The organism is Bradyrhizobium sp. dw_411, assembly GCF_018449695.1.
In the GTDB taxonomy this organism is placed as follows: domain Bacteria; phylum Pseudomonadota; class Alphaproteobacteria; order Rhizobiales; family Xanthobacteraceae; genus Bradyrhizobium.
The window spans coordinates 62,021-88,206 of the sequence record NZ_JAAVUY010000012.1 but is presented as its reverse complement, the minus strand read 5'-3'; the positions used below and the strand labels follow the sequence as shown (position 1 = coordinate 88,206).

The window sequence follows — 26,186 nt, the reverse complement described above, 5'->3', positions numbered from 1 at the left end:
ATAGTTGAGTTACGCCAATTACACCCGGAAATGCTTGCTCAGTTTCAGGCCCTGCGCCTGATAGTTCGAGCCGATGCGCTGGCCGTAGAGCGCGTCGGGACGGCCCAGCATTTTCTCGTAGACCAGCCGACCGACGATCTGACCGTGCTCAAGGATGAACGGCACCTCGCGCGAACGCACTTCCAGCACCGCGCGGGACCCCTGCCCGCCGGCGCCGGCATAGCCGAAACCGGGATCGAAAAATCCTGCATAGTGCACACGGAATTCGCCGACCAGCGGATCGAACGGCACCATCTCGGCGGCATAATCCGGCGGCACCTGGACCGCTTCCTTGGAGGCCAGAATATAGAACTCGCCGGGATCGAGAATGAGGCTGCCGTCGGGCCGCGCGGAAATCGGCTCCCAGAATTCATCGACCGAGTAACCGCCGCGACGGTCGATATCGACCACGCCGGTATGGCGTTTGGCGCGGTAACCGACGAAGCCACCGGCATTCTCGCCGCTGAGATCGACACTGAGCGCGACACCGTTGACGAGATCGGCATCGTCGGCATCGACCAGACGTTCCAGCTCATGCAACGCGTCGAGTTCGTCGGCGTTGAGGATCGCATCACCGGTGCGAAAGCGCACCTGGGAAAGCCGCGATCCCTCGCGCAGCAATACCGGAAAGGTTTTTGGACTGATCTCGGCATAGAGCGGGCCGTGATAACCCGCGCCAATCATATCGAACCGGCGCGTGCCATCCGCGATCACGCGGGTGAATACATCGAGCCGACCGGTCGAACTCTTTGGATTAGCGGCGGCGACGATTTCCGGCGGCAGCGCCAGCGATTCCAGTAGCGGCACGATGTAGACGCAGTTGGTCTCCAGCACTGCACCATCAGTCAGGTCGATCTCGTGCAGTTTCAGTTCGTCGATGCGCTCGGCCACCGTTGCACCCGGTCCGGGCAGGAAACTGGCACGCACCCGATAGGCGATGTCGCCCAGCCGCAGGTCGAGGCTTGCCGGCTGGATCTGGCTTTCGACAAAGGGATAGGCCGGCAGGATCAGGCCTGCATCCGCCATTGCCGCGATCATGCGGTCGGGCAGAATGCCATTGGCGTCGGGTGGAAGCGTAAACGACACGATTGGGGGTCCCCGGGGTGACTTCGTTACCGTCATGGTGATCATGGACCGATCCGGTTATGATCGCATCTCTTTGTTTGAGCATGACCTTGTTTGAGCATGACCTTTTCGGAAAACCGATTCTCACCTCGGTATCATGCTCTAGACACTGAAAATACAGGCTTTTATCGGTTATCCGATGGCCGCCTTGACGGAAAGGGCGCGACCGAATAAGAGCATGACTTATCCCGTGGTGATTTGAGCCGGCCGGCTTGCAGCCACGTAAAATAAGTCGCTAAACAGGCCGGGGACACGTGTGATCCCGGCCTGTGGAATTTTTCCAGGCCGGTTTTTTTGTGACCATTTTCAAGGGTGGTCACGACGGAGGTCACATGTCTGAGTCTACCGCACCCACCTCGCCGACAGCCCATTACCGCCCGGAAACCCGGCTAGTTCATTCCGGCTCGTTACGCTCGCAATTCGGCGAAACATCCGAGGCGCTGTTTCTGACCCAGGGCTTTGTCTACGACACCGCCGAGCAATGCGAGGCGCGCTTCAACGGCGAAGATCCCGGCTTCATCTATTCGCGCTTTTCCAATCCCAATATCTCGATGTTCGAGCGCCGCATGATCGAACTTGAGGGCGCGGAAGCCGCCCGCGCTACCGCGACCGGCATGGCAGCGGTGACGACGGCCATCCTCGCGCCGCTGAAAGCCGGCGACCACGTGGTTGCGGCCAAGGCGATGTTCGGATCATGCCGCTATGTGGTGGAAGATCTGCTGCCGCGCTATGGTATTCAATCGACGCTGGTCGATGGCCTCGATCTCGACCAGTGGAAGAAAGCGATGCAGCCGAACACCAAGAGCTGCTTCCTGGAAAGCCCGACCAATCCGACGCTCGACGTGCTCGACATCGGCGCCATTGCCGAGATCGCGCACAAGGCTGGCGCTCGGCTGATCGTCGACAATGTGTTCGCGACGCCGCTCTGGCAAAGTCCGCTCACGCTCGGCGCCGATGTCGTGGTGTATTCCGCGACCAAGCACATCGACGGTCAGGGCCGTTGCCTCGGCGGCATCATCCTGTCGTCGGAAGCCTTCATCACCGAGCACATCCATACCTTCATGCGCCAGACCGGCCCGTCGATGTCGCCGTTCAACGCCTGGATGCTGCTCAAGGGCCTGGAGACGCTGGCGGTCCGCGTCCGCGCCCAGACCGAAACCGCCGCCAGCGTGGCCGAAGCCTTGGCGAAGCATCCGAAGATCTCGCGGTTGATTTATCCCGGCCGCGCCGATCATCCGCAGGCCGCTTTGGTTAAGAAGCAGATGCGTGCCGGATCGACGCTGGTCGGCTTCGAGGTCAAGGGCGGCAAGGCGGCGGCGTTCCGCACGCTCAACGGGCTGAAGCTGGCGCGGATTTCAAACAATCTTGGCGATGCCAAGAGCCTCGTCACCCATCCGGCCACCACCACGCATCAACGGCTGACGCCGGAAGCGCGTGCCGAACTCGGCATCAGCGAAGGCTTTATCCGGTTCTCGGCCGGCCTCGAACACCGCGACGATCTGATCGAGGATTTGCAGGCGGCGCTGGAGAAGGCGTGAGTCTAACCACAACACCGCTGTCGTCCCGGCCACCGAGCCGGGACCCATACGCCGCGGCGGTGCTAACGAAAGACGGTGTTAAAGACCTTCTTCTATCCACATCGTCCTGTGGTTATGGGTCCCGGCCTTCGCCGGGACGACACCGATAGATCGATTTCACATCGGCCGATAGGCGCGCACCCGTGACTGCACGTTGACACCGAGCTTGATCTGGCCGACCGACTTGATGATGTCGTCGCCGAGCAATTGGGCGAAACAGGCATAACCCCAGTCGTTCATGTGCAGGCCGTCGGCAATCACAAAACTGTCGATCGGGAGCGCCTGGTTCTCGTGCCATTCGCGCATCACCTCGAAGCGCGGGAAGATGCCGACATGGCGAAGGTCGGCAACTTTACCGAGCAGCTTGATCATCTGGCTGGCGCTCTCCGCGCGCTCAGTGACCCGCGGCGAATATTGCGGATCGACCAGCACGAGATCGGCGCCCGCGGCCTGAATGCGGGTGACGCCATCCTCCACCAGCTTTGCAGTCTCGGCGGGATCGAGATTACGCAGCACCGCATTGGTGCCGACCTGCCAGATCACCAGATCCGGTTTTTTTTCGATCACCTCGTCCTGCAGCCGCTTCATCATTTCGGGCGCGTCTTCGCCGCCCTTGCCGGCATTGACCACCGTGATGTCGGCGCCCGGATAATGCCGATGCAACTGCGCCGCCAACCGATTGGGATAGGTGAATTCGGGAGATGTCGTGCCATAGCCCTGTGTCGATGACGATCCGAAGGCGACGATCGTCACGGGGTCCCCGGAAGCCAGCTTGTTCGCGACATGCGGCAGCGAGCCCATCGATTTGGCGCCGCCCTTCGGCGGCAGGCACGGCACGCGGCTGAAAATGTCGCTGGCCGATTTGGCGACCTGCTTCACCTTTTCGATCGCCTTGCTGGTGATGCTTTTCGGCTGCGACGGATTGGAATCGTCGACCGGCTGGACATCGCTCGCGCTGATCTGCGGCGTGGAAACCTTGGCGTCCTCAGACTTGGCACCGTCGGATAATGCAGCTTGTTGCGTAGCTTGAGCGGTCTGCGCGTTCGCCACCGGCGTCAGCGATACAGACGTGGCGATCGCAACAGCGGCCAGCAATGTCACACGGCAAAAAGAGCGGTAAAAATTCGTCGAACTCATAAACGCCTGATCCTCAATTCTGCTGGGCCGGAATGCTGTGGCCCGCATTAATCACAAATTGCGACAGTGCGCGGCCAAGGCAATCATGGACACGCTTGGCAAGTTCGATGCCATGGACCGTGCTGAACAGGTCGAAGTCCCCCGACTCGTTCCAGTGCCGCATGATGGCGAAGCGGTCGAACAGGGGAACATCGTGCTGCTGCGCCACCACACGCATACTATCTAGGTACGGCGGCGCGGAAATCATCGTCTCGGTGCGCGGGCTGTATTGCGGATTCATCAGGACCACATCGGTTCCAGCTTCCCGCAGCGCAACAACTCCCTCGTCGACGGCGCTGCGAAAATCCTCGGGATCGACGGATCGCATAGCATCGACGGTACCGGTCTGCCAGATAACCAAAGTCGGCTTTTTGCCTTCAACCACCTTAACCATATCGGCAGCAACTTCTTCGGCGGTTTTCTTGGCCTGTATTTCTACGGATACGTTGACTGCGACCGACGGTAACTTCTCTTTCAGGATCGCCTGCAACCTGCCGGGATAAGCGCTCGCATCCGACGCATTGGTTGTATTGATCGTCGACGATCGGCTGCCCACGACGAGAATATCCAGCGAATGGCCGGTTTTTATGGCCTCCGCGACCTTCGGCAGCGCGCTTTCACTGGCGAGCAGATAGTCTGGAACCTCGCAACTGACGGCCGGTTCCTCGGCGCGTGCGGGGGCGGCGGACAAAACACCCGCCAGCATCGTCAAGCCCAGGATCAAACCTGAGTGAGACCTCATGACCCCCCTCCCGCCATATCGGCGTTGCCGCCAGCGTCCCTTTTCCGGGATGAATTCTTGTCGGCGGAATACTTGTACCATGAAAACAACCATGCCGCGGCGGACATAATCAGGATTCCGGAAATACTGATAACGAAATGCATTCCGGCGCCGCCGGAGACTTCCGCGAGCAGGAAATGCCCTGCGAACGCCAGGAACACGCCGAGGCAGAAAATCTCCAGCGAATGCTGTCCGCACAGGATTAGCGGCCGCAACCAGGGCGATTTCAACCCGGGCCAGTCCTTGGGCAGGAAGCGCACCGTCACCGCCGCCAGCGCCAGGAAATGCGCGAACCGCAACACGTCCAGGTCGGTCTTGCTGATCGGATACATCCATTGCTCGAGCCGGCGCGGCATCAGATGGCTGAGCTGCGGCACGTACCAGGTCAGCGTGACGCAGAACGCGGCGAACAGGTAGGCGAACGAAATCCATAATGTGACCGGCGACGACAGGATGCGCGACATCCGCTTCGCGCCGCCTTGCGCGCACCACGCGCCGAACACGAACAGCAATTGCCAGGCGAAGGGATTGAACGCCCAGAAGCCGTTCGGATACGCGCTCAGATACAGATCGTATTCCCAGGTGATCGCATAGAGCAGGACCGACAGCGCCAGCGTGACATCGGCTTTCCATTTCATCAGCCACAGGATCAGCGGCAGGAAAAGCATCAGCACGATGTAGAGCGGCAGCACGTCCATGTTGACAGGACGAAATCTCAGCAGCAGCGCCTGGACGATGGTCACATCGGGCTGCTTGAGAAAATCCATGATGCCCATTTCTTCCGAGTACAGCGGGTTCTCGAAACTGGTGGCCACATAGGAAATTTCCGCGAGGAAGATCGTGAACAGAAAGACATGCGCGACATAGATCTGCCAGACCCGGCGCAGGATGCGCGCGGTCGCGATCACGAAGCCGGCCTCCCGCATCGCGCGGCCGTACACAAAGGCCGCGGTGTAGCCCGAGATGAAAATGAAAATTTCGGTGGCGTCGCTGAATCCGTAATTGCGGATCGTCAGCCAGGTCAGGATATTCGGCGGCAGATGATCGATGAAGATCAGCCACAGCGCGAGGCCGCGAAACAAATCGAGCCGCAGTTCACGTTCGCCGCTGGGAGGAGCCGAAATAACAGGGAGCGGTGGCGCGGCCGGGGCCGTCGCGGGGGTATCCACGATAACATCCGCTGCGCCGGCAAGCGGCGGTCCGGCAATTCGATCGGCTATCGACGTCATCTGGCACCGTCTGGAGCAGGTTGGCCACCCCTGCGGGACTCAAGAGATAGTATCGGCCGCCAATGGGTTGCAGGCAAGTTACGCCCCCAAGTTACGCCCCATTGGCCAACGGGTTGCGCTTTAGGTCCGAACTATGTTGAAACGACGATTGGCGTTACAATAGCGGGGCTTGCCTGGTTCATTGGTTCCGCCCGAACGATTGATGAAGCCGCCGCAGGATTCGGAAGATTAGCCCGCATGTACCGCGCCGTTACCCGCCAGATCGAAGTCACCGTTGAGCCGAACTTCATGCCTGAACGTTCGTCGGCGGAAAACCGTCAATATTTCTGGTCGTATACCATTGTGATCATCAACACCGGCGCGGAGACCGTGCAGTTGCGGACCCGGCACTGGATCATCACCGATGCCTCCGGCCGCAAGCAGGAAGTCCGCGGCGAAGGCGTGGTTGGCGAACAACCCGTGCTCGCACCTGGTGAACGCTTCGAATATACCAGCGGCGTGCCGCTGGCGACCACGTCGGGCTTCATGACCGGCAGCTACCAGATGGAAAGCGAAAGCGGCGAACGCTTCGAGATCGACGTGCCGACATTTTCGCTGGATAGCCCCGACAGCAAGCGGGTGCTGAATTAGGACCCGGCAATCCATCTCGTTCTGAAGATTCTGGCGAAGATTGATGGATGCCCGGATCAAGTCCGGGCATGACGAAGGTGTTTTCGTCAGATGGCATAGGACATCACCATGCGCCGGTTCATCGCGTTCTAACTCACGATTGGCCGAACCGCCGCCTGGCCGAGCGAGAAAAGCACGGCCGCGAGCGCGGTGGCGGCAGCGTCAGGGCGGCGCTTTTCGAAGATTGTAAATTCAAGATCGGGCAATGGCGGTAAGCCGGTTTCCGCGCCCAGGGAACGAAGGCCCCCGATAACAGCACTTGCTGGAAGCGGCGTTATTGCAAGACCTGCAAGCGCTGCGGCGCGAACACCGGTGAGACTTGGGCTTGTGTAGACGATCTGCCAGACCAGTTCGCTGGCACGCAGCGCCGTGAGCGCGGCGTCGCGCGAGACAGAGTTCTCGCGATACAGGGCCAGCGGGAGCGCCGCGCCGGGCACGGGATCAAACGACTCCGAAGCAGCCCAGACCAGCGGTTCGCGCCATACCAGACGGCCTCTTGATGATCCCAATGGACGCTTTGCAAATACGACATCCAGACGTCCCGCATCGAGCTGTTCGATCATTTCCGAACTGACGCCGATCTGGACCTCCAGCTTTACGTCCGGATGCAGGCTGGCAAACCGGCCCAGCGCCGAAGGCAGGGAGCCACTGGCGACTTCCTCGTTGGCGCCGAGGCGCACGGTCCCGGACAGCCGCGGGGCCGTGAGCCGGTGACGGGCGGCTTCTTCAAGCTGCAGCAGGCGGCGCGCATCGCCCAGCAGCATCTCGCCGTCGTCGGTCAAGGCGACCGTCCGCGTCGTGCGGCGAAACAGCGGCCTTTTGATCTCAAGCTCAAGCCGCTTGATCTGCTGGCTGACGGTCGATTGCGTCAGGTTGAGCTGCTCGGCTGCGCGGTGAAAGCCGCCGCAATCGGCGACGGCAATGAACGAACGAAGCAGCTCAAATTCCATCATTCTATTGATCCATATTTACGATCAATCATATTATAAAATATCGTTTCTATAATCAATAGCCTCGCCCTACCTTCCTGGTCACGAGATGCCGATAGGCGAAACCGGGAAAGGGACCAGTCATGGTGGCAAGATCGAACCAGCGCGCGACGAACCGCAGCGAACGTTTGGCACGAGCCGCAGAGGTGATCGGCTCAGACACCAAGATCTGCCCGTCTAAGCGGATCACGGACTTGCTCGAGGCGGTTATTGAACCGGGCGACCGCGTCGCGATCGAAGGCGACAATCAGAAGCAGGCCGACTTCCTCGCGGCGGCTCTCGCCAAGGCAGATCCCACGCGCTTGCACGACCTGCATATGGTGCAGTCGGTGTTGGCGCGGCCCGATCATCTGACTGTTTTCGAGCGTGGTGTTGCCAGCCGGCTGGATTTCGCTTTTGCCGGGCCGCAAAGCCGGAAGCTTGCGGAACTGGTCTCGACCGGCTCGCTGAAGATCGGCGCGATCCACACTTATCTGGAACTTTACGCACGCATGCTGGTGGATCTGACGCCGCGTGTCGCGCTGGTGGTCGCCGACAAGGCGGACCGGGAGGGCAACCTCTACACCGGTCCGAACACCGAGGACACGCCCGTCATCGCGGAAGCCGCAGCGTTCAACGGCGGTATCGTCGTGGCGCAGGTCAATGAGATTGTTGAACGCCTGCCCCGCGTCGATATTCCCGGCGGCTGGGTCAATTTTGTCGTGCAGAGCCCCGCGCCCTACGCAATCGAGCCGTTGTTCACGCGCGATCCCGCCAAAATTCGCGAAGACAAGATATTGATGGCGATGATGGCGATCGCCGCAGTCTACGAACCCTATGAAATCCGCCGGCTCAATCACGGCATCGGCTATGCGACCGCCGCGATTGAATTGATCCTGCCCACTTTCGCCGCAGCACGCGGGCTGAAGGGCAAGGTGGCGACCAATTTCGTTCTTAATCCGCACCCGACGCTGATCCCGGCGATCGAGGCCGGCTTTGTCGAAAGCGTCTATTGCTTCGGTTCCGAAGTCGGAATGGAGCGTTACGTCTCGGAACGTTCGGACGTCTTTTCCGTCGGCGCAGACGGTCATCTGCGCTCAAACCGCGCACTGGCGCAGGTCGCCGGCCAATATGCCTGCGACCTCTTTGTCGGCGCCACGCTTCAGATTGACGCGCAGGGCAACAGTTCGACGGCGACAAAGGACCGGATCGCCGGGTTCGGCGGCGCACCCAACATGGGCGCGGATGCGCGCGGGCGCCGGCACACCAGCACGGCGTGGTTACGTGCGGGCCGTGACGCTGGCGACGACAACCGGGGACGCAAGCTCGTCGTTCAAATGGTGAATACCCGCCAGCCGGATGGAACTCCGAGTTTCGTCGAGCGACTGGACGCCGTCGACCTCGCAGCGACAGCGGGCTTCGCATTGCCACCCGTGATGATCTATGGCGACGACGTCACCCATGTCATCACCGAAGAGGGCGTCGCCAATCTTCTGCTTTGCCGTTCGCCAAGTGAACGGGAAGGCGCATTGCGCGCGATCGCCGGAGATACCGATTTCGGACACGCGCAATCGCAGGACATGACCGACGATCTGCGCCGGCGCAAAATCGTCATGCGCCCGACCGATCTGGGTATCGACGTACGCGAGGCGACGCGTGACTTGTTGTCCGCCAAAACGATTGACGATCTCGTCGTTTCCTCCGGCGGCCTGTACGCGCCGCCCGCGAAATTTCGCCGGCATGCCACCGCCGTCTAGCCGCGATGCCCGGCCGCAAGATTGCCGCACGTAACATCGACAGATGAAGAGGATACCGAGATGACATCGAATACCGTTAAGGCGCCCCATGCGCGTTCTGCAGACAAGGGATCGCCAGGTAACCGCCTCAACTCCGCCAGGTCCCCGTCCTGGCTGGATCGCCTCCGCAGCACGCTAGGTTTGCGCAACGGCGCAAGACAGCCCATCGCCGCGGTCAGTCAACTCGACCACGCCAGGAAGCTTGCGCAAGCATTGCTGTCCGAACGTGGCGAAGCCTCCGGCGCGGTGGTCTCGCGCGAACTGCACGAGGCCATCGGCAGCCTCGCCGCGGCAGATCGCCTGAAATTCCAGCGATTTTTGGCGGCGGAATTCACGCCGGATACGGCGATGCTGCGAGTCGCGGCAGAGACCTATCTCTCAGCCCCCACGGCCGAGGCCGCAGCGGTGCTGGCGCAGGCCGCCGATCCACCCCGGCAGGAACTGTTGCGACGCATGAATATGGCGCCCGGCGGCACGAGCGCATTGGTCGCGATGCGCAAGGAAATCGCCGGACATTTGCGCGACGAGCCAGCCTTGAAGTTGCTCGACCGCGACCTGAAGCACCTGTTTGCATCATGGTTCAACCGGGGTTTTCTCGAACTGCGCCGCATCGACTGGCAGTCTCCGGCTGCCGTCCTGGAGAAGCTGATCGCCTACGAAGCGGTGCATGAAATCCACGGCTGGGATGATCTGCGTCGCCGGCTGGCGCCGGACCGCCGTTGCTTTGCTTTCTTTCATCCGGCATTGCCGGACGATCCGCTGATCTTTGTGGAAGTCGCCCTTGTCCGGGGATTGGCGGGCGCCGTTCAGCCATTGCTCGTTCAGGATACCGACGACGAAGCCGCCCGCAATCGCGCATCGCTTGCCGATACGGCGATCTTTTACTCGATATCGAACTGCCAGGACGGCCTGCGCGGAATTTCCTTTGGCAATTTCCTGATCAAGCAGGTGGTCGAAGAATTAAAGGGCGAGCTGCCGCATCTGACACGTTTCTCAACATTGTCACCTGTGCCGGGATTCCGGCGATGGCTGGCGAAGCAAGCCGCTTCAACGAACGATGCAGAGGCCGTCTCGCTGGTCCAGTCGGGGGCTGATGCGCTTCCAGACGAATCCCTGAGGCCGCGACTGCTGGATCTCTGCGCAACCTATTTGACCCACCGCGCCACGGCGCAAGAACCGGCCGATCCTGTCGCGCGCTTTCATTTGGGAAATGGCGCGCGTCTTGAGCGGATCAACTGGCTCGGGAATACCGATCCGCGCGGCATCAGTGAATCGTTCGGCGTCATGGTGAACTATCTGTACGACCTCGAAACGATCGAGAGCAACCATGAGGCTTTCGTCAATGACGGAGCGGTCGTGCGCTCCGCCGAGGTGGATGCGCTGCTGTCCGAACATACTCCGGCATCAAACTCAGGCCACAAGAAACGGCAGGCGAAGCCGTAATCGAATTTCGCCAACTCGACATCGCCAACAGTCAATTATCATTCAACGCAAAGGAGAACTTCAATGAGCAACCAGGATGAACTCGCGCAGGGATATCGGATGAATCGCCGTGCCTTCGTCGGCATGATGGCAGCCGGAGCGGCGATCCCGCTTCTGCAGAGTAAGGCCGCGGCGCAACCATTGCCAAAAGCCCGAAACGTCGTGCTTGTGCATGGGCTTTTTGCCGACGGATCGTGCTGGTCCGAAGTCATTGCAAGACTTCAGTCAAAAGGCATCCGGGCCACGGCGGTGCAGAATCCGTTGACCAGTCTGCAGGACGCGGTTGAGGCGACGCAACGCGCGCTCGCTCTGCAGGAAGGACCGACCGTACTGGTCGGTCACTCCTTTGCCGGCATGATCGTCACCGAAGCCGGTGTGGACCCGAAGGTGTCGTCGCTTGTTTACGTCGCGGCGCGGGCCCCCGATGCCGGCGAAGATTACACCGCGCTGGCCAAGCAATATCCGACACCACCCGCCTCAGCAGGGATCGTCTGGTCCGGCGATGAGGGACAGTTGAGCGAAGAGGCCTTCCTGCGCGACTTCGCCGGAGACCTTCCCGCGGAAAAGGCGCGCGTACTTTACGCCGTCCAGGCCCCGTTCAAGCGAAGTCTGCTGGCCGGTAAAACGACCCATGCCGCCTGGCGGTCGAAGCCGAGCTGGTACGCGGTCTCCACGGAGGACCGCACCATCAATCCGGAGCTCGAACGATTCATGGCGAAACGAATGGGCGCGAAGACGATCGAAGTGAAAGCGAGCCATCTTTCCCTGATCTCGCAGCCGGACACGATCGCGAATTTGATCCTTGAGGCGGCCGGCTAGGCCAACGCGCAAAATAAAAGGCCGGCAGGTTCGCCGGCCTTTTTGCTGCCATCGGGAAAACCCGGCAGCGTCAGTACTTCGCGACGACGGGGCTGCCCCAGTTGAAGCGATAGTTGACGCCGCCCTTCACCACCTCGACCGTATTCGAAACGCTTATGCTCGAAGCGCCGGTGACGGTGCCGAGAACCGTGACGTTGCTGGAGCCAAAATCGATGTGATTGTATTCGACCTTGGCAGACCAGTTGGGCGCGAAGCCCCATTCGACACCCGCGCCAACGACCCAGCCGCTGCGGTTGGAGTTGGCGGTATTTGTTTCGAACACGGTCCCGTTTGCGAGCAGACCGGTCCCGGTCGAGCTGGTCTGACCCCAGGCGCCGCCGCCCTTCGCAAAGAACAGCCAGTTATCCGCGGCGTAACCGATACGGCCTGTTGCCAGCGCATAGTCCTTGTCCTTGGCCGTCACGTTGCTGCTGAATCCGCCAAAGACCGGACTTACGGTCGTGACGGAGCCGTTCACGTCGGCCCAGGAATATTCGCCTTCGATGCCGAAAACGACATTGCTGACCTGCCAATTGAAGCCGCCCTGCACGCCGCCGAAAAAGCCGCTCATGTTGTTTTTGTTGAATACGGTCCCGGTCGGAAAGGCCGCCACGCCCGGAGCAAGCTCGGTCGCTTGCTGCGAAGACCAGCCACCGCCGACATGACCGCCGACATAGAAGCCGTTCCAGTTGTAGATCGGTGGCGGGATATAGACCGGGGCCTTGGCCGGGATGGCCTGAGCCGGAAGATCCGCTGCCAAAGCAGGGGCGGCTGCGAACAGCGCCAATACGCTACCTGCCAAAAGAAGTTTCCTCATGATGGCGTCCCCACCTATCAACTTATGCTTGCAGGGTTTTTACGCCAAAATCGGAAAACTGCCTGTGATATAGTGGCAACATATCGAGGAAATTGTACCCCGGACCGGCGATCCGATGTTTACCTTTTTGGACCATGAGCGAGAGCCCCCAAGCGAGTGCCCTATGAACAAAGACCGCCACACACTCCGCAGTGACGACATCACGGCGATCATCGCTCCGGACGGCGCCGAACTGGTTTCGCTCAAAGAAAGGCAAGGGCTCGAGCTGCTCTGGCAGGCCGGCGCGGTCTGGCCGCGCCATGCGCCGATCCTGTTTCCGATCATCGGCAAGCTGAAGAACGATGCGTTGCGGCATCAGGGGAAAGTCTTTCCGATGACGCAGCACGGTTTTGCGCGTGACCGTCGTTTCGATTGGGCCGAGCGCGGGCCGGCATCGTGCACACTGGTTCTCAACGATGATGCGGAAACCCGTGCCCGCTATCCATTCGCATTCAAATTGGCGGTCACCTACACACTGGACAGAGCCGATCTGCATGTGAGCTATGAAGTCACCAACACCGGCGAGGAAATGCTGCCTACATCGATCGGCGGCCATCCGGCTTTCAACTGGCCGTTGCTGCCGGGACTCCCCAAGGAGGCCTATCGGCTGACCTTCTCCAGCGAAGAGAGCGCGCCGATCCGCCGCCTGAAAAACGGATTGCTTCGAACCCTTCCCGAGCCCACGCCGATCCAGGGCAAAACCCTCGTCCTTTCGGAACAGCTCTTTGAAGACGACGCGATCATTCTGGATCGCCCTGCCAGCACATCGGTACGTTACAGCGCCGATCGCGGCCCATCGATCGATGTGGCCTGGCAGGGATTCCGTGAACTCGGGGTGTGGGCGAAACTGGATGGCGCGCAATTGCTATGCATCGAGCCTTGGCATGGCTTTGCAAGCCCCGTCGATTTCGACGGCGAGTTCACCGACAAGCCTGGTCTGATGCAGATCGCACCGGCCAAGCATCGCACGCTGAGTTATCGAATTCGTGTCGGATAAGCGCCGTTATTCCACGCCGGCTTCCTGCGGCGTGAATTCGTAGACCGAGCTGCAGAACTCGCAGGTTACGACCACCTTGCCATCCTTGACCATGTCGGCGCGATCCTGGGCGGCGAAGCTGCCGAGCATCGCCGATACCGCGTCGCGCGAGCACGAACATTTCGCGCGGAGCGGCAGCGGCGCGAACACCCGCACGCCGCGCTCGTGAAACAGCCGGTACAACAGCCGCTCGCCCGACAGATCCGGATCGATCAGTTCGACATCCTCGACGGTCGAGATCAGCGACTGGCCTTCGACCCAGGCATCGTCTTCGGCAACTTCATGGGTCACCGCGCCTTCGGGGGCATCGCCCGGATGCAGGTCAGCCTGCCGCGCCCGCTCCGGCGCCTTGGGCAGAAACTGCAGCAGCATGCCGCCGGCGCGCCAGCGATGTTTCGGCCCGTCGCCGCCGCCGCGCCATTCTTCGCCGACCGCGAGCCGAACCCGCGTCGGAATCTGTTCCGAGCGCAGGAAATATTCATGGGCGGCGTCTTCCAGATTGCTGCCCTCAAGTGCGACCAGCCCCTGATAGCGGCTCATATCCGCGCCCTGATCAATGGTCATGGCGAGATGACCTTTTCCGAGCAGCGCTCCGGAATCCTGCCCGTCGACCAGCCGCTTGGCGTCGAAGCGCGCATAGGCGCGCAGGCGATCCGGTGCCTGGAAATCCACGATCAGGAACGACACCGGCCCGTCGGTCTGGGTCTGCAGGATAAAGCGGCCGTCGAATTTAAGCGATGAGCCGAGCAGCGTGGTCAGCACGATCGCCTCGCCGAGCAATTTACCGACCGCGGGCGGATAATCATGCTTGGTGAGGACGTCGTCGAGCGCAGGGCCGAGCCTGGTCAGGCGGCCGCGCAGATCGAGTGACGCAACCTCGAACGGCAGCACCGCATCGTCGACCGGAACGGCCGACGGCGCACGGACCGGGGTTTCATCTGGTATTTTGATGTCGGGGGATTGTGAGGTCATGGGGCTTATTTGGGGTTGGTCGGCGTAAATCGGAAGGGCTTGGAACGCCCGAAAATATCTCAACGAGTCGTCCCGGCCTTCGCCGGGACGACTCGTTGAGAGTTCTCGCGTCGAATAAAACTACGCCACCGTCCCGAAGCACCACGCCAAAATACCCTTTTGCGCGTGCAGGCGGTTCTCGGCCTCGTCGAACACCACCGACTGCGGACCATCGATCACTTCATCCGTCACCTCGTCGCCGCGATGGGCGGGCAGGCAATGCATGAACAGCGCATCGGGTTTGGCCAGCGACATCAGCTTGGCGTTGACCTGATAGGGTTTCAGCAAATTGTGGCGATGCTCACCGTCCTTGTCCCCCATCGAGAACCAGGTGTCGGTGACCACGCAATCGGCGCCACGCACTGCGGCTTCGGGATCGTTGCCAAGTACGATCGGCGCCTGCGTCGCCTTGATCCAGTCCTTCATCGACTTGTTCGGCGCCAGCTGCGGCGGAGTCGCGACGTGCAGATTAAAACGAAAGCGCTCTGCCGCGTGCGCCCATGACGCCAGCACATTGTTGTCGTCGCCGGTCCAGGCAATGGTCCGGCCCTGGATCGGACCGCGATGCTCCTCGAACGTCATCAGATCCGCCATCACCTGGCAGGGATGCGAGCGCCGCGTCAGCCCATTGATGACGGGCACGGTGGCGTGCGCGGCCAGTTCAAGCAGCGCATCATGGTTGAGGATGCGGATCATGATCGCATCGACATAGCGCGACAGTACCCGCGCGGTGTCGGCGATGGTTTCGCCGCGTCCGAGCTGCATTTCGGCGCCGGTCAGCATGATCGATTCACCGCCAAGCTGGCGCATTCCGACATCGAACGACACCCGGGTGCGGGTCGAGGGCTTTTCGAAAATCATCGCAAGGGTCTTGCCCTCGAGCGGCCTTGGCGGCTTGGCATCCTGCTTCTGCTTCGCCTTCAGCGCTACACCGGCGTCGAGCATGTTGCGCAGCTCTTTGGTGGGAAGCTCGTTGAGATCGAGAAAATGGCGCGGCGGCTTGCTCATAGCACCGCCGCCCGTTTTGAATGATCGCCCGACAACGCCGTGCAGGCGCGCTCGAGCCGCTGTACGCCTTCCTCGATCTCCGCCTCAGTGACGATCAAGGGCGGCAGCAGCCGCACCACATTGTCACCGGCGCCGACCGTGAGCAGTTTCTGATCGCGCAGGGCCGCCACCAGATCCGTCGACGGCACCACGGCCTTGACGCCGATCAACAGCCCCTCACCGCGCACTTCGGAGAGCACGTCCGGATGGCGATCGACCACCGAGGCCAGCTTCTGCTTGAACAGCAGCGACATCTTCTGCACGTGGTCGAAGAAGCCCGGTTTCAGCATCACGTCGAGCACGGCATTGGCCGCCGCAACCGCCAGCGGATTGCCGCCGAAGGTCGAGCCGTGCGAACCCGGCGTCATGCCGGCCGCCGCGTCGGCGGTCGCCAGACAGGCACCGATCGGAAAGCCGCCGCCGAGCGCCTTGGCCAGCGACATCACGTCCGGCGTGACGCCGAGGCGTTGATGCGCGAACAGCTCGCCGGTGCGGCCCATGCCGGTCTGCACTTCGTCGAAAACCAGCAGCAGGCCGTTGTCGTCGCAAAGCTCGCGCAGCGCCCGAAAGAACGCATGCGGTGCGGCGCGCACGCCGCCTTCGCCCTGCAGCGGCTCGATCAGGATGCCGGCGGTCTGCGGGCCGATCGCTTTCTTGACGGCGTCGAGATCGCCGAGCAGCACCTGATCGAAGCCGTCCATCGGCGGCCCGAAGCCTTCGAGATATTTGGCCGAGCCGGTTGCCGCCAGCGTCGCCAGCGTGCGTCCGTGAAACGCGCCGTCGAAGGTGATGATGCGATAGCGTTCCGGATGGCCCTTGGCGGCGTGATGTTTGCGCGTGATCTTGATCGCGCATTCCATCGCCTCGGCGCCGGAATTTGCGAAGAACACGAAATCAGCGAAACTCACTTCGCACAGCCGTGCCGCGAGCCGTTCGCCATCGGGGCTCTTGAACAGGTTCGACATGTGCCACAGCTTGGTGGCCTGCTCCTGCAGGGCTGCGACCAGATGCGGATGCGCATGGCCGAGCGCATTCACCGCGACGCCGGAGGTGAAATCGAGATAACGCTCGCCATTGGTGGCGACCAACCATGCACCCTCGCCGCGCTCGAAACCGAGATCGACCCTGGCGAATACGGGAAGCAGATGCGACGTGGCGCTCTTGGTCATGGCGATCACTTGAACGTTTGGACTGTTCTTGATGCGCGCATTGACGCGATCGCATCAACAATCAGCCTCGGAAAACAAAACGTGCCGCCTTTTCGGGGCGGCACGTGGCAATCATTCTATGCGCGCGGCGATAGGTGTCAACAGTCCCCGTAGAATTGCGGTGCCGTGGAAAAGGCCGATTACAGTGCTTAAATAACGGAACATGTGGACGCAACGATGCGGACTCTTGCGCCGGAGTCACGCCATATTGTAGCTTCTCGGCTGTCGGGTACGACATCTCGTGCGGCAGTACTGACCCTCTTAGTCGCTGGTGTTTGGCGTAAACGTTCGGGCGCAAATTTCGCGCCCGGCGAGGGCTAAGGGATTCTGTCCGCTGGGATTTTTAGAGCTTTGGCACCGCAGCGCGGCCCCTGACCGGCCGGCGCAACGCGAAGGAAAGAGTGCGATGACGGTACTGACCTGGTCTGACGATCGCGTCGAGCAACTGAAGAAACTCTGGGAAGCCGGGCTTTCGGCGAGCCAGATTGCCGCAGAACTTGGTAACGTGACCCGAAATGCGGTGATCGGCAAAGTCCACCGCCTGGGACTTTCCGGTCGCGCCAAGAGTCCCTCCTCGGCGGCACCGCGGCAACGCAAGGCTCGGCCGGCTCAGCACATGATGCGGGTATCGCGCCCGGTTTCGCGCGGCAACACCGCGCTGGCCCACGCCTTCGAGGTCGAGCTTGAGCCGGATCCGGTCGCCTATGACAATGTCGTGCCGATGAGCCAGCGGCTGTCGCTGCTGGAACTCAACGAGGCGACCTGCCATTGGCCGATCGGCGATCCCTCCAGTTCCGAGTTCTTCTTCTGCGGCGGCAAGGCGCTGACCAGCCTGCCCTACTGCGCCCATCACTCGCGGATCGCCTATCAGCCGGCGAGCGACCGTCGCCGCCAGCAGCCGAAGCCGACGCGGTAAGAACTGCTGTTGTGTCATAATATCTGTCGTCGTCCCGGCGAAGGCCGGGACCTATAGCCGCCGGTAGTCGCGGTTATGCCCAGTTGGGCAACCATTCTCAAAATCTGGATCGACAGTTTCACACCTCATCCTGAGAGCCTGACTGATAATTGGCAGGAGCCACCGTGTGTGGCTTTAAGTACCGGTTCCCGCGCAACTTTAGAATCGATTAGCGTGTGGTTCTGAAATTTTAGAATCAAGATAAGCGAAGCCAGATCGACTGCCGCAGGACAAAAATGCCAAAGTGCGGCCGTCCTGCGAATTATGAGTCAGACTCTGAGGAGCGCGTACTTGCGCGCGTCTCGAAGGATGGAAGTTTGGTCCATGCTTCGAGACGCGCCTATCGGCGCTCCTCAGCATGAGGCCGTCGTTTCGAGGACGACCAGCTACTCCACCTTCGCGAACCGGTCGTCCAGCGCGTAACCGGCGCCGCGCACGGTGCGGATCGGGTCCTGCTCGCGGCCGGGATTCAGCAATTTGCGCAAGCGCCCGATATGCACGTCCACGGTGCGCTCATCGATGTAGATGTCACGGCCCCAGACGCTGTCGAGCAACTGCTCGCGGCTGAACACGCGGCCGGGATGCTCCAGGAAAAACTCCAGCAGGCGATATTCGGTCGGACCGAGATCGACCGGACGACCCGAACGGGCGACGCGGCGTTTCTCGCGATCGAGTTCGATATCGCCATAGGTGAGCACGGTGGCGAGGCGCTCAGGACTTGCGCGGCGGAGCAAGCCCCGTACCCGCGCCAGCAATTCCGGCACCGAGAACGGCTTGACGATGTAATCGTCGGCGCCGGTCGCCAAACCTCGAACCCGTTCGCTCTCCTCACCACGCGCGGTCAGCATGATGATTGGCAATTGCCGGGTTTCCGGCCGCGCCCGCAGCCGCCGGCACAATTCGATCCCGGACAGACCCGGCAGCATCCAGTCGAGCACGATCAGGTCGGGAACACGTTCCTTCAGGCGGGTATCGGCATCATCGCCGCGCCCGACGGTTTCGACGTCATACCCTTCGGCATCGAGGTTGTAGCGCAACAGCGTGGTGAGCGCTTCCTCGTCTTCCACCACCAAAATGCGCGCGCTCATGTGAATAACCTTCTCGTTTTAGATGGATTATGTGGGCGGGTTTTCTTCACGTGAATGATCTCACCTCGAAAACGCGGCTTCAGCTACCGGGGACAGTCGTGGCAAAGGCCGTCATGTCGCCCTTCGGGCGCTTGTCGAGAATCTGCTGGCCTTCGATCATGTAAAAGACGGTTTCCGCGATGTTGGTGGCGTGGTCGCCGATCCGCTCGATGTTCTTGGCGCAGAACATCAGATGGATGCAGAAGCTGATATTGCGCGGATCTTCCATCATGTAGGTCAGAAGTTCACGGAACAGCGAAGTGCAGATGGCGTCGACTTCCTCGTCGCCCTTCCACACCGCCATCGCGGCCGGCAAATCGTGCGCCGCATAGGCGTCGAGCACGGATTTGACCTGCGACTGCACGAGGTCGGTCATGTGTTCGAGGCCGCGGATCAGCTTCAGCGGCTGGAAATCGCTCTCCAGCGCCGCGACGCGCTTGCCCATATTCTTGGCGAGATCGCCGATCCGCTCGAGATCGGTGGCGACGCGCATCGCGCCGACGATTTCGCGCAGATCCACCGCCATCGGCTGGCGCCGCGCGATGGTCAATACCGCGCGCTCTTCGATCACGCGCTGCAAATTGTCGATTTCCGCGTCCGCAACAACCACGCGCTTGCCGAGCGCGACGTCGCGGCGGATCAGGGCATCGACGGATTCGACGATCATGCGCTCGGCGAGGCCGCCCATTTCCGCGACCAGCCGGGTCAGTTCCTGCAGATCGCTGTCGAACGCCTTGGCGGTATGTTCCGAAGCCATCCTGTTTCTCCTTAGCCGAACCGGCCGGTGATGTAGTCCTGGGTGCGTCGATCGTTCGGCGAGGTGAAGATCTTGTTGGTCTCGTCAAATTCGATCAGTTCGCCCAGATACATGAAGGCGGTCTTGTCGGAGACGCGCGCGGCCTGCTGCATATTGTGGGTAACGATGGCGATGGTGTAGTCCTCCGCCAACTCCTGGATCAATTCCTCGACCTTGGCGGTCGATATCGGATCGAGCGCCGAGCACGGCTCGTCGAACAGGATCACTTCGGGCCGCACCGCCACGGTACGGGCGATACAAAGCCGCTGCTGCTGGCCGCCGGACAGGCTGAGGCCGCTGGAGTTCAGCTTGTCCTTGACCTCGTTCCACAGCGCGCCGCCGCGCAGCGCCTTCTCGACGCGGCCGTCCATCTCGGACCTTGAAATCTTCTCATAGAGCCGGATACCGAACGCGATGTTCTCGTAGATCGTCATCGGGAATGGCGTCGGCTTCTGGAACACCATGCCGACCCGCGCCCGCAGCAGATTGAGATCGAGCTTGGGATCGAGGATGTTGGTCTGGTCGAGCATCAATTGACCGGTGGCGCGCTGGCCCGGATAGAGGTCGTACATCCGGTTGAAAATCCGCAGCAAAGTCGACTTGCCGCAGCCGGACGGCCCGATGAACGCGGTGACGCGGTTGGTGCCCAGCGTGATGTTGATGTTCTTCAGCGCGTGATGTTCGCCATAATAGAAGTTGAGGCCGCGCGCGGTGACCTTGGCCGGCACATCCGCCTGACTGGAGCCCGACAAAGCCGGCGCGTTTGGAACACTCACGGATACGGAAAGGTCGTTCATTTTGCAGTCCTCTCGGCGCCCAGAATGCGCGCGCCAATATTCAAGGCGAGCACGGTGAGCGTGATGATCAGGGCCCCGCTCCAGGCGAGCTGCTTCCAGTAGGCATAGGGGCTTTGCACGAAATTGTTGATGGTGACCGGCAGGTTGGCCATCGTCTTGTTCAGGCTGAGGCTGAAGAACTGGTTGCTGAGCGCGGTGAACAACAGCGGCGCGGTTTCACCGGCGACGCGGGCGGTCGCCAGCAGCACGCCGGTGATCAGGCCGGAACGCGCCGCGCGATAGGCAATGCGCTTGATGACCAGCGAGCGCGGCAGGCCCAGCGCGGAAGCCGCTTCGCGCAGCGGATTGGGCACCAGCAGCAGCATGTCTTCGGTGGTGCGCACCACCACGGGGATCACGATCACGGCCAATGCCAATGAGCCGGCGAGCGCCGAGAAACCGCCCATCGGAATCACGATCGCGCCGTAGATGAACAGGCCGATGATGATCGACGGCGCGCTCAGCAGGATGTCGTTGATGAAGCGGATCACCGAGGTGAGGCGATCGTTCCTGCCATATTCGGCCAGATATGTCCCGGCGAACAGACCCAGCGGCGCGCCGATGCCGACGCCGATCACGGTCATGATAACAGAGCCGACGATCGCATTCAGCAGGCCGCCTTCATTGGCGCCCGGCGGCGGGGTGTTCTCGGTGAAGAGTTGCAGGCTCAGCCCGGCCACCCCGTTGAACAACAGGGTGAACAGGATCAGCGCCAGCCAGGTGACGCCGAACAGTGCGGCGCCCCAACACAGCGCCCGGATGATGATGTCGCGGCGGCGGCGGGCATTGTAGATCGGGTTCATGCTCAATTCCCCGCCTTCTTTTCCAGCCGCAACAGCATCAGCCGCGCAGCCGCCAGCACGAAGAACGTGAGCACAAACAGCAGCAGACCGAGCAGGATCAGACCGGACTGATGCAGGCCGTCGCTCTCGGCAAACTCGCTGGCGATCGCCGCCGAGATCGTGGTGCCGGGTGCAAAGATCGACGACGAGATGCGGAATGAATTTCCGATGATGAAGGTGACCGCCATGGTTTCGCCGAGCGCACGGCCGAGCGCCAGCATGACGCCTCCGATGACGCCGACCCGGGTGTAGGGAATGACCACATTTCGTACCACTTCCCAAGTAGTGCAGCCGACGCCATAGGCGGCTTCCTTGAGCACCGGCGGCACGGTCTTGAACACGTCGACCGAAATCGCGGTGATGAACGGCAGCACCATGATGGCCAGAATCAGCGCGGCGTTAAACAGGCTGAGATAGGACGGCGGTCCGCCGAAGATCGATCCCAGAACCGGAATGCCATCGCACAGCCAGATCATGAACGGCTGGAACGTGTAGGCCAGAAATGGCCCGAGCACGAAGAAGCCCCACATGCCGTAGATGATCGAGGGGATGCCGGCGAGCAGTTCGATCGCGATGCCGATCGGGCGGCGCAGCGATTGCGGACAGAGCTCGGTGAGGAAGATCGCAATACCGAGCCCGACCGGGATCGCGATCAGCATCGCGATGAAGGAGGTGACGAGCGTGCCGTACATCGGGCCGAGCGCACCCAGCACCGGCGGATCGGCGGAAGGCGCCCAGCGCTGGGTCCACAGGAATGCGAAGCCATATTCCTTCATCGCCGGCCAAGCGCCCGCGATCAACGATAGGATAATGCCGCCGAGGATCAGGAGGACCGAGATCGCGCAAGCGCGGGTGATCCAGTAAAACGTGACATCGCCGAGCCTGAAGGCATTGAGCGCCCGGGCGCGATCGTAAGGTCCGGCAGCTTCCATCACATCGCTCTGAACGGCCATGTCTGCCACGCCAATGTCCTCTGTCTAGTTCAAAGCGGCGAAGATGTCGCCACGCGTCGAGGTAGTTTCTTGGAATAGTTTTTACCGACTGATCCAGCCGCGTCGTTCCGGCATCCGCTTTGGGGGCAAAACCCGGAATCCAAGTGCACTGCGGCAGTCCTGGATTCCGGAGTTTGCTGGTTTGATCCGCCCCGCGAACGCGCCGGATGGCACGTTCGCAAACGACGGGAAGCGAGAGCGATCTTTAGCTCTTGATATCGGCCGACCAGGTCTTCTCGATCAGCTTGACCACGGGGTCCGGCATCGGAATGTAGTCGAGTTCCTCAGCCATCTTGTCGCCCTTGGCGAAAGCCCAGGTGAAGAACTTGACGGCTTCCGCGGAGGCCGCCTTATCGGCCGGCTCCTTATGCATCAGGATGAAGGTCGAGGCCGTGATCGGCCATGACTTTTCACCCGGCTGGTCGGTGAGGATCACGTAATAACCGGGAGCCTTGGCCCAGTCGGCATTCGAGGCGGCGGCCTGGAAGGCCTCCACGCTCGGCTGCACAGCCTTGCCAGCCTTGTTGATCAGACCCGCATAGGTCAGCTTGTTCTGCTTGGCATAGGCGTATTCGACATAACCAATCGAGTTCTTGGTCTGGCCGATATTGCCGGAAACGCCTTCATTGCCCTTGGCGCCAACGCCAGCCGGCCATTCAACCGCGGTGCCGGAGCCAACCTTGGTCTTCCACTCCGCGCTCACCTTGGAAAGGTAGTCGGTGAAGTTGAACGTCGTGCCCGATCCGTCCGAGCGGCGGACCACCGTGATGGCGTCGGTCGGCAGCTTTACGTTCGGATTGAGCTTCTTGATCGCCGGATCGTCCCACTTGGTGATCTTGCCGAGATAGATGTTGGCAAGGGTATCGCCGTCGAACACCAGCTCGCCGGGCTTCACACCCTCAAGATTAACCACCGGCACGATCGCGCCCATGACCATCGGCCACTGCACCAGACCGTCCTTCTCGAGCTGCTCGACCTTGAGCGGCATGTCGGTGGCGCCGAACGTCACGGTCTTGGCTTCGATCTGCTTGATGCCACCACCCGAACCGATCGACTGGTAGTTCAGACCGTTGCCGGTTTCCTTTTTGTAGGCATCGGCCCACTTCGAATAGATCGGGAACGGGAACGTCGCACCCGCTCCGGTGATGTCGGCGGCGAACGCCGACGTCGATGCGGCGACCAGGCCGGCAGCGACGATCGTTTTCATGAAATTCATTGCTGGTCTCCATCTCGTAAGCGAAGCGCTCACGTCGCCCGTTTAGGGGCGGTCGGTGCCCCTTTTACGAAGGTTTGGTGACAGATGGATGACAGCGTTAGGCTATTGAAATTGCTTAACTTAATGCCGAAGCGGAGGTCTTTGCCTGGGGAAAACAGGCGGTAAAAGTAGCGCCGTTTTTCGGCACGCTTTCGATCAAAAGCCGGCCGCGATGCCGGTTAACAATATGTTTCACCAGCGATAAACCGAGCCCGGTTCCGCCCTGGGCGCGGCTGTCGCCGACATCCACCCGGTAGAACCGTTCGGTGAGCCGCGGCAGATGTTCGGGCGCGATACCAGGCCCGAAATCGCGCACCATGACCCGCACCTCGGGGGAGTTTTCGCCCGACATCGCCTGACTGAGCGAGACGATGACCTTGCCGCCGGACGCGCCGTATTTCAGCGCGTTTTCGATCAGGTTTTCGAATAGCCGCAACAATTCCTCGCGGTCCCCCGCGATCGCCACCGGCGTCTCCGGCAAATCGATATCGATCTCGACCTGACGCTCCCCTGCCAGCGGCTCAAGCCCATCCGCCACCTGGCGAATAATGGGCACGATATCCACCAGCGTGTCCGGGCGCACATGGGCTGACAGTTCGACCCGTGACAGCGACAACAGATCGTCGATCAGCCGGGCCATCCGGGTCGCCTGGGTGTGCATGATGCCCAGAAAGCGCTCGCGCGCCTTGACGTCATCCTTGGCCGGCCCCTGCAGCGTGTCGATGAAGCCCGACAGGGCCGCCAAGGGCGTGCGCAATTCATGACTGGCATTGGCCACAAAGTCGGCGCGCATTTCCTCGACCCGGCGCAGCGGCGTCTGGTCGTGGAATGTCATCAGCATGCATTTGTCGGCGCCACCGAACAGTGTCGGTACCGGCACCGGCGTGATGATCAATTCCATCCAGCGATCGACCGGCACGTGATCGAGATAGGTCGCACGCCTGGTTTCCGTGGTCGCAATGGCTTCGCGCAGCGCCGTGATGATCTCGGGCGAGCGCAGCGCGAACTGGGCGAGCTCGTTGCGGCGCAGCGCCGGCGCGAGCTGTGCGGCGGCGGCATTGAGATGAATGACGCGACCGGCGCGGTCGAGGAGAACGGCGGGATCCGGCATGCCGGCGACAATGGCGCTGACCGCGGCAGACTCCACCGGGTTGACCCCGCGGACATCCTCGCGGGACGCGGACACGTTATGCAATCGCCACGGCACCAGCGCAGCAGCAGCGATGCAGATAAACACCGCGACGGCGCGGAGCGGCGACAATTCGCCGAAGGTGACCAGGGCCGCCAGCGCCATGCCGGCCGCAATCAGGATGATGGCCGAATGCCGCAGCCGGTCCGGCCAAGGCGAGAAAAAGGACGATGAAGAAGAATCATCTATTGCCATCAGGCCGGTTCTCTTCCCATTCGCGTCCGTATCGTCAGGCGCCGGAATCCCCGCGCTCTCTCACGTACACGGCTTTGTGTTTCGGTTCCCCGGAGCCAGCCGTCGCCTGCCGCAGGCGCTTCAGCCGCGTCCCGACGATAACCTCCCGAAACGTCAGTAAGATTACAGATATGACAAAGGGAGCAAGATAATAGAGGACCCGGAACAATAGCATTCCGGCCAGCAGGTCCTCCCGGTCCATCTGCCACAGGCCGACCAGCATGGCGGCGTCGAACACCCCAAGACCTCCCGGGGAATGGCTGGCGAAGCCAAGCAGCGTCGCCGAGACAAAAATGACGGCCACCACGACAAAGCCGAGATTGGGTTCATCCGGAACCAGCACGTACATCGCCAGGGCGCAAAAGCCGAGATCGACGATGCCGATCACGATCTGCAGCAACGTCAGCGGACCGCCCGGCAGCAGCACCGTCCAGGGCCCGCGGCCAACCCGCCGCGGCTGGGTCCAGACCCAGACCACATAAGCTACCAGCGCCACGATGATAGCGAACGCGGCCATGCGGTTCATCCACGGCGGAAGCTGATCGATCGAGGACGCCGCTTCCGGGTGGTAGGCGATCCCAAGTCCCAGCACCGCGGCATTGCCAAGCCAGAACGTCAGGCCGGCCAGAAAGCAGATCTTGGCGACGTCGATCGCGTTCAGCCCCCAGGCCGAATAAATGCGGTAGCGCACCGCGCCACCGGTAAAGACGCTGGCGCCGACATTATGTCCGATCGAATAGCTGGTGAAGGCTGCGAGCGCGTTGACGCGGTAGGGGATATCGGGACGGTTGATCGCGCGCACCGCGAACAGATCATAGAATGTCAGGGTGAAATAGCCCGCGGCCACGAACAACGCCGCGAGAGCGATCGATTTGGGCTCGGTGCCCTTGATGGCCTCGATGACCTCTTCGGTGTCGATGCCCTTGAGCATATGATAAAGTACGTAGCACGCGATCCCGATGACCGTGACGCTGACCACAACACCCAGTTTATGCAAGATTTGCTTGTGGCGCAGAAACGAGATCGCCCTGCGTATTGCTTCCAGCATCTACACCTCGAATTACGATCCCAGAACCACGATCTCACCACGGTGGATGCCGGG

General features: G+C 61.4%; 24 protein-coding genes and 1 riboswitch. Of the genes, 7 read left to right on the top strand and 17 right to left on the bottom strand.

The features are described from left to right. Positions 1 to 18: 18 nt before the first annotated feature. Positions 19 to 1,125, bottom strand: a complete 1,107-nt coding sequence (locus tag HB676_RS20990; RefSeq protein ID WP_213740029.1) for a 2'-deoxycytidine 5'-triphosphate deaminase — start codon at positions 1,123 to 1,125, stop codon at positions 19 to 21. Between the two features lie 219 nt (positions 1,126 to 1,344). After that, positions 1,345 to 1,424: riboswitch (SAM riboswitch) on the top strand. A gap of 72 nt (positions 1,425 to 1,496) precedes the next feature. Here HB676_RS20990 and HB676_RS20985 point away from each other — a divergent pair. After that, positions 1,497 to 2,702: an O-succinylhomoserine sulfhydrylase gene (locus HB676_RS20985; protein WP_213740028.1), complete on the top strand. Its 1,206-nt coding sequence runs from the start codon at positions 1,497 to 1,499 to the stop codon at positions 2,700 to 2,702. A gap of 156 nt (positions 2,703 to 2,858) precedes the next feature. Here the strand turns inward: HB676_RS20985 and HB676_RS20980 are convergent, their stop codons facing one another. Genes HB676_RS20980 through HB676_RS20970 form a run of 3 tightly spaced genes read right to left on the bottom strand, consistent with a single transcriptional unit; the run spans position 2,859 to position 5,927 of the window. Next, entirely contained in the window at positions 2,859 to 3,878 is a 1,020-nt protein-coding gene (locus tag HB676_RS20980) for an SGNH/GDSL hydrolase family protein (RefSeq protein ID WP_213740027.1), read from the bottom strand. 13 nt (positions 3,879 to 3,891) lie between these two features. Beyond that, entirely contained in the window at positions 3,892 to 4,659 is a 768-nt protein-coding gene (locus tag HB676_RS20975; RefSeq protein ID WP_213740026.1) for an SGNH/GDSL hydrolase family protein, read from the bottom strand. Next, positions 4,656 to 5,927, bottom strand: a complete 1,272-nt coding sequence (locus tag HB676_RS20970; protein WP_213740025.1) for an OpgC domain-containing protein — start codon at positions 5,925 to 5,927, stop codon at positions 4,656 to 4,658. The genes HB676_RS20975 and HB676_RS20970 overlap by 4 nt, the downstream gene beginning before the upstream one ends. Positions 5,928 to 6,164: 237 nt before the next feature. Between HB676_RS20970 and apaG the strand changes: the two genes are divergently transcribed. Further along, positions 6,165 to 6,557, top strand: a complete 393-nt coding sequence (gene apaG, locus HB676_RS20965; RefSeq protein ID WP_213740024.1) for a Co2+/Mg2+ efflux protein ApaG — start codon at positions 6,165 to 6,167, stop codon at positions 6,555 to 6,557. Positions 6,558 to 6,685: 128 nt separating this feature from the next. Here the strand turns inward: apaG and HB676_RS20960 are convergent, their stop codons facing one another. Next, positions 6,686 to 7,549 (bottom strand): LysR substrate-binding domain-containing protein, encoded by an 864-nt coding sequence (locus tag HB676_RS20960; protein ID WP_213740023.1) that lies wholly within the window; start codon positions 7,547 to 7,549, stop codon positions 6,686 to 6,688. Positions 7,550 to 7,668: 119 nt separating this feature from the next. Here HB676_RS20960 and mdcA point away from each other — a divergent pair, with 119 nt between their 5' ends. From mdcA to HB676_RS20945, 3 genes are all read left to right on the top strand, one after another. Beyond that, positions 7,669 to 9,321, top strand: coding sequence for a malonate decarboxylase subunit alpha (mdcA, locus tag HB676_RS20955; protein WP_213740022.1), 1,653 nt, complete (start codon positions 7,669 to 7,671; stop codon positions 9,319 to 9,321). Positions 9,322 to 9,381: 60 nt separating this feature from the next. Then, the gene (locus HB676_RS20950) at positions 9,382 to 10,803 is read left to right on the top strand and encodes a malonyl-CoA decarboxylase (protein WP_213740020.1); all 1,422 of its coding nucleotides are present in this window, start codon (positions 9,382 to 9,384) and stop codon (positions 10,801 to 10,803) included. A 126-nt stretch (positions 10,804 to 10,929) separates the two neighbouring features. Further along, on the top strand, positions 10,930 to 11,661 hold the full coding sequence (locus HB676_RS20945; RefSeq protein WP_249780381.1) for an alpha/beta hydrolase: 732 nt from the start codon (positions 10,930 to 10,932) through the stop codon (positions 11,659 to 11,661). A 70-nt stretch (positions 11,662 to 11,731) separates the two neighbouring features. On the opposite strand, the gene HB676_RS20940 is transcribed toward HB676_RS20945, so the two are convergent. Further along, positions 11,732 to 12,517 carry an outer membrane beta-barrel protein gene (locus tag HB676_RS20940; protein ID WP_213740018.1) on the bottom strand — a complete coding sequence of 262 codons (786 nt, stop codon included), beginning with the start codon at positions 12,515 to 12,517 and terminating at the stop codon, positions 11,732 to 11,734. A 163-nt stretch (positions 12,518 to 12,680) separates the two neighbouring features. Here HB676_RS20940 and HB676_RS20935 point away from each other — a divergent pair, with 163 nt between their 5' ends. Next, on the top strand, positions 12,681 to 13,553 hold the full coding sequence (locus HB676_RS20935; protein ID WP_213740016.1) for an aldose 1-epimerase family protein: 873 nt from the start codon (positions 12,681 to 12,683) through the stop codon (positions 13,551 to 13,553). Positions 13,554 to 13,559: 6 nt separating this feature from the next. Here HB676_RS20935 and HB676_RS20930 read toward each other — a convergent pair whose 3' ends face one another. The 3 genes from HB676_RS20930 to HB676_RS20920 form a co-directional block, all read right to left on the bottom strand. Beyond that, entirely contained in the window at positions 13,560 to 14,564 is a 1,005-nt protein-coding gene (locus tag HB676_RS20930) for an Hsp33 family molecular chaperone (protein ID WP_213740014.1), read from the bottom strand. 120 nt (positions 14,565 to 14,684) lie between these two features. After that, complete coding sequence (gene argF / locus HB676_RS20925; RefSeq protein ID WP_213740013.1) at positions 14,685 to 15,611, bottom strand: ornithine carbamoyltransferase; 927 nt, start codon at positions 15,609 to 15,611, stop codon at positions 14,685 to 14,687. Next, on the bottom strand, positions 15,608 to 16,819 hold the full coding sequence (locus HB676_RS20920) for an aspartate aminotransferase family protein (protein ID WP_213740012.1): 1,212 nt from the start codon (positions 16,817 to 16,819) through the stop codon (positions 15,608 to 15,610). Before HB676_RS20920 ends, argF begins: the two co-directional genes overlap by 4 nt. Positions 16,820 to 17,264: 445 nt before the next feature. On the opposite strand from HB676_RS20920, the gene HB676_RS20915 reads away from it, so the two are divergent. After that, positions 17,265 to 17,774: a GcrA family cell cycle regulator gene (locus HB676_RS20915; protein WP_213740011.1), complete on the top strand. Its 510-nt coding sequence runs from the start codon at positions 17,265 to 17,267 to the stop codon at positions 17,772 to 17,774. 425 nt (positions 17,775 to 18,199) lie between these two features. On the opposite strand, the gene phoB is transcribed toward HB676_RS20915, so the two are convergent. The 8 genes from phoB to HB676_RS20875 form a co-directional block, all read right to left on the bottom strand. Further along, positions 18,200 to 18,901 carry a phosphate regulon transcriptional regulator PhoB gene (gene phoB / locus HB676_RS20910; RefSeq protein ID WP_213740010.1) on the bottom strand — a complete coding sequence of 234 codons (702 nt, stop codon included), beginning with the start codon at positions 18,899 to 18,901 and terminating at the stop codon, positions 18,200 to 18,202. Between the two features lie 79 nt (positions 18,902 to 18,980). After that, a complete protein-coding gene (phoU, locus tag HB676_RS20905; protein WP_213740009.1) occupies positions 18,981 to 19,697 on the bottom strand; it encodes a phosphate signaling complex protein PhoU in 717 nt (238 codons plus the stop codon). Positions 19,698 to 19,708: 11 nt separating this feature from the next. Next, on the bottom strand, positions 19,709 to 20,533 hold the full coding sequence (gene pstB / locus HB676_RS20900; protein ID WP_213740008.1) for a phosphate ABC transporter ATP-binding protein PstB: 825 nt from the start codon (positions 20,531 to 20,533) through the stop codon (positions 19,709 to 19,711). Then, complete coding sequence (gene pstA, locus HB676_RS20895; RefSeq protein WP_213740007.1) at positions 20,530 to 21,375, bottom strand: phosphate ABC transporter permease PstA; 846 nt, start codon at positions 21,373 to 21,375, stop codon at positions 20,530 to 20,532. Before pstA ends, pstB begins: the two co-directional genes overlap by 4 nt. A gap of 2 nt (positions 21,376 to 21,377) precedes the next feature. Continuing rightward, a complete protein-coding gene (pstC, locus tag HB676_RS20890; protein WP_213740223.1) occupies positions 21,378 to 22,367 on the bottom strand; it encodes a phosphate ABC transporter permease subunit PstC in 990 nt (329 codons plus the stop codon). Between the two features lie 244 nt (positions 22,368 to 22,611). Then, positions 22,612 to 23,622, bottom strand: coding sequence for a phosphate ABC transporter substrate-binding protein PstS (pstS, locus tag HB676_RS20885; protein ID WP_213740005.1), 1,011 nt, complete (start codon positions 23,620 to 23,622; stop codon positions 22,612 to 22,614). A gap of 115 nt (positions 23,623 to 23,737) precedes the next feature. Continuing rightward, positions 23,738 to 25,045 carry an ATP-binding protein gene (locus HB676_RS20880; protein WP_213740003.1) on the bottom strand — a complete coding sequence of 436 codons (1,308 nt, stop codon included), beginning with the start codon at positions 25,043 to 25,045 and terminating at the stop codon, positions 23,738 to 23,740. Positions 25,046 to 25,079: 34 nt separating this feature from the next. Further along, positions 25,080 to 26,132: a lysylphosphatidylglycerol synthase domain-containing protein gene (locus tag HB676_RS20875; RefSeq protein WP_213740001.1), complete on the bottom strand. Its 1,053-nt coding sequence runs from the start codon at positions 26,130 to 26,132 to the stop codon at positions 25,080 to 25,082. Positions 26,133 to 26,186 lie beyond the last annotated feature (54 nt).

Excerpts from the sequence above, each read along its gene's own strand:
- HB676_RS20875 (WP_213740001.1), bottom strand. The coding sequence starts at position 26,132 with ATGCTGGAAGCAATACGCAGGGCGATCTCGTTTCTGCGCCACAAGCAA.
- pstA (WP_213740007.1), bottom strand. The coding sequence starts at position 21,375 with ATGAACCCGATCTACAATGCCCGCCGCCGCCGCGACATCATCATCCGG.
- HB676_RS20935 (WP_213740016.1), top strand. The coding sequence starts at position 12,681 with ATGAACAAAGACCGCCACACACTCCGCAGTGACGACATCACGGCGATC.
- pstC (WP_213740223.1), bottom strand. The coding sequence starts at position 22,367 with ATGGCCGTTCAGAGCGATGTGATGGAAGCTGCCGGACCTTACGATCGC.
- HB676_RS20975 (WP_213740026.1), bottom strand. The coding sequence starts at position 4,659 with ATGAGGTCTCACTCAGGTTTGATCCTGGGCTTGACGATGCTGGCGGGT.
- HB676_RS20985 (WP_213740028.1), top strand. The coding sequence starts at position 1,497 with ATGTCTGAGTCTACCGCACCCACCTCGCCGACAGCCCATTACCGCCCG.
- HB676_RS20940 (WP_213740018.1), bottom strand. The coding sequence starts at position 12,517 with ATGAGGAAACTTCTTTTGGCAGGTAGCGTATTGGCGCTGTTCGCAGCC.
- HB676_RS20960 (WP_213740023.1), bottom strand. The coding sequence starts at position 7,549 with ATGATGGAATTTGAGCTGCTTCGTTCGTTCATTGCCGTCGCCGATTGC.
- HB676_RS20970 (WP_213740025.1), bottom strand. The coding sequence starts at position 5,927 with ATGACGTCGATAGCCGATCGAATTGCCGGACCGCCGCTTGCCGGCGCA.
- HB676_RS20915 (WP_213740011.1), top strand. The coding sequence starts at position 17,265 with ATGACGGTACTGACCTGGTCTGACGATCGCGTCGAGCAACTGAAGAAA.
- pstS (WP_213740005.1), bottom strand. The coding sequence starts at position 23,622 with ATGAATTTCATGAAAACGATCGTCGCTGCCGGCCTGGTCGCCGCATCG.
- HB676_RS20945 (WP_249780381.1), top strand. The coding sequence starts at position 10,930 with ATGGCAGCCGGAGCGGCGATCCCGCTTCTGCAGAGTAAGGCCGCGGCG.
- mdcA (WP_213740022.1), top strand. The coding sequence starts at position 7,669 with ATGGTGGCAAGATCGAACCAGCGCGCGACGAACCGCAGCGAACGTTTG.
- HB676_RS20880 (WP_213740003.1), bottom strand. The coding sequence starts at position 25,045 with ATGGCAATAGATGATTCTTCTTCATCGTCCTTTTTCTCGCCTTGGCCG.
- argF (WP_213740013.1), bottom strand. The coding sequence starts at position 15,611 with ATGAGCAAGCCGCCGCGCCATTTTCTCGATCTCAACGAGCTTCCCACC.
- HB676_RS20930 (WP_213740014.1), bottom strand. The coding sequence starts at position 14,564 with ATGACCTCACAATCCCCCGACATCAAAATACCAGATGAAACCCCGGTC.
- pstB (WP_213740008.1), bottom strand. The coding sequence starts at position 20,533 with ATGAACGACCTTTCCGTATCCGTGAGTGTTCCAAACGCGCCGGCTTTG.
- HB676_RS20920 (WP_213740012.1), bottom strand. The coding sequence starts at position 16,819 with ATGACCAAGAGCGCCACGTCGCATCTGCTTCCCGTATTCGCCAGGGTC.
- apaG (WP_213740024.1), top strand. The coding sequence starts at position 6,165 with ATGTACCGCGCCGTTACCCGCCAGATCGAAGTCACCGTTGAGCCGAAC.
- phoU (WP_213740009.1), bottom strand. The coding sequence starts at position 19,697 with ATGGCTTCGGAACATACCGCCAAGGCGTTCGACAGCGATCTGCAGGAA.
- HB676_RS20950 (WP_213740020.1), top strand. The coding sequence starts at position 9,382 with ATGACATCGAATACCGTTAAGGCGCCCCATGCGCGTTCTGCAGACAAG.
- phoB (WP_213740010.1), bottom strand. The coding sequence starts at position 18,901 with ATGAGCGCGCGCATTTTGGTGGTGGAAGACGAGGAAGCGCTCACCACG.
- HB676_RS20980 (WP_213740027.1), bottom strand. The coding sequence starts at position 3,878 with ATGAGTTCGACGAATTTTTACCGCTCTTTTTGCCGTGTGACATTGCTG.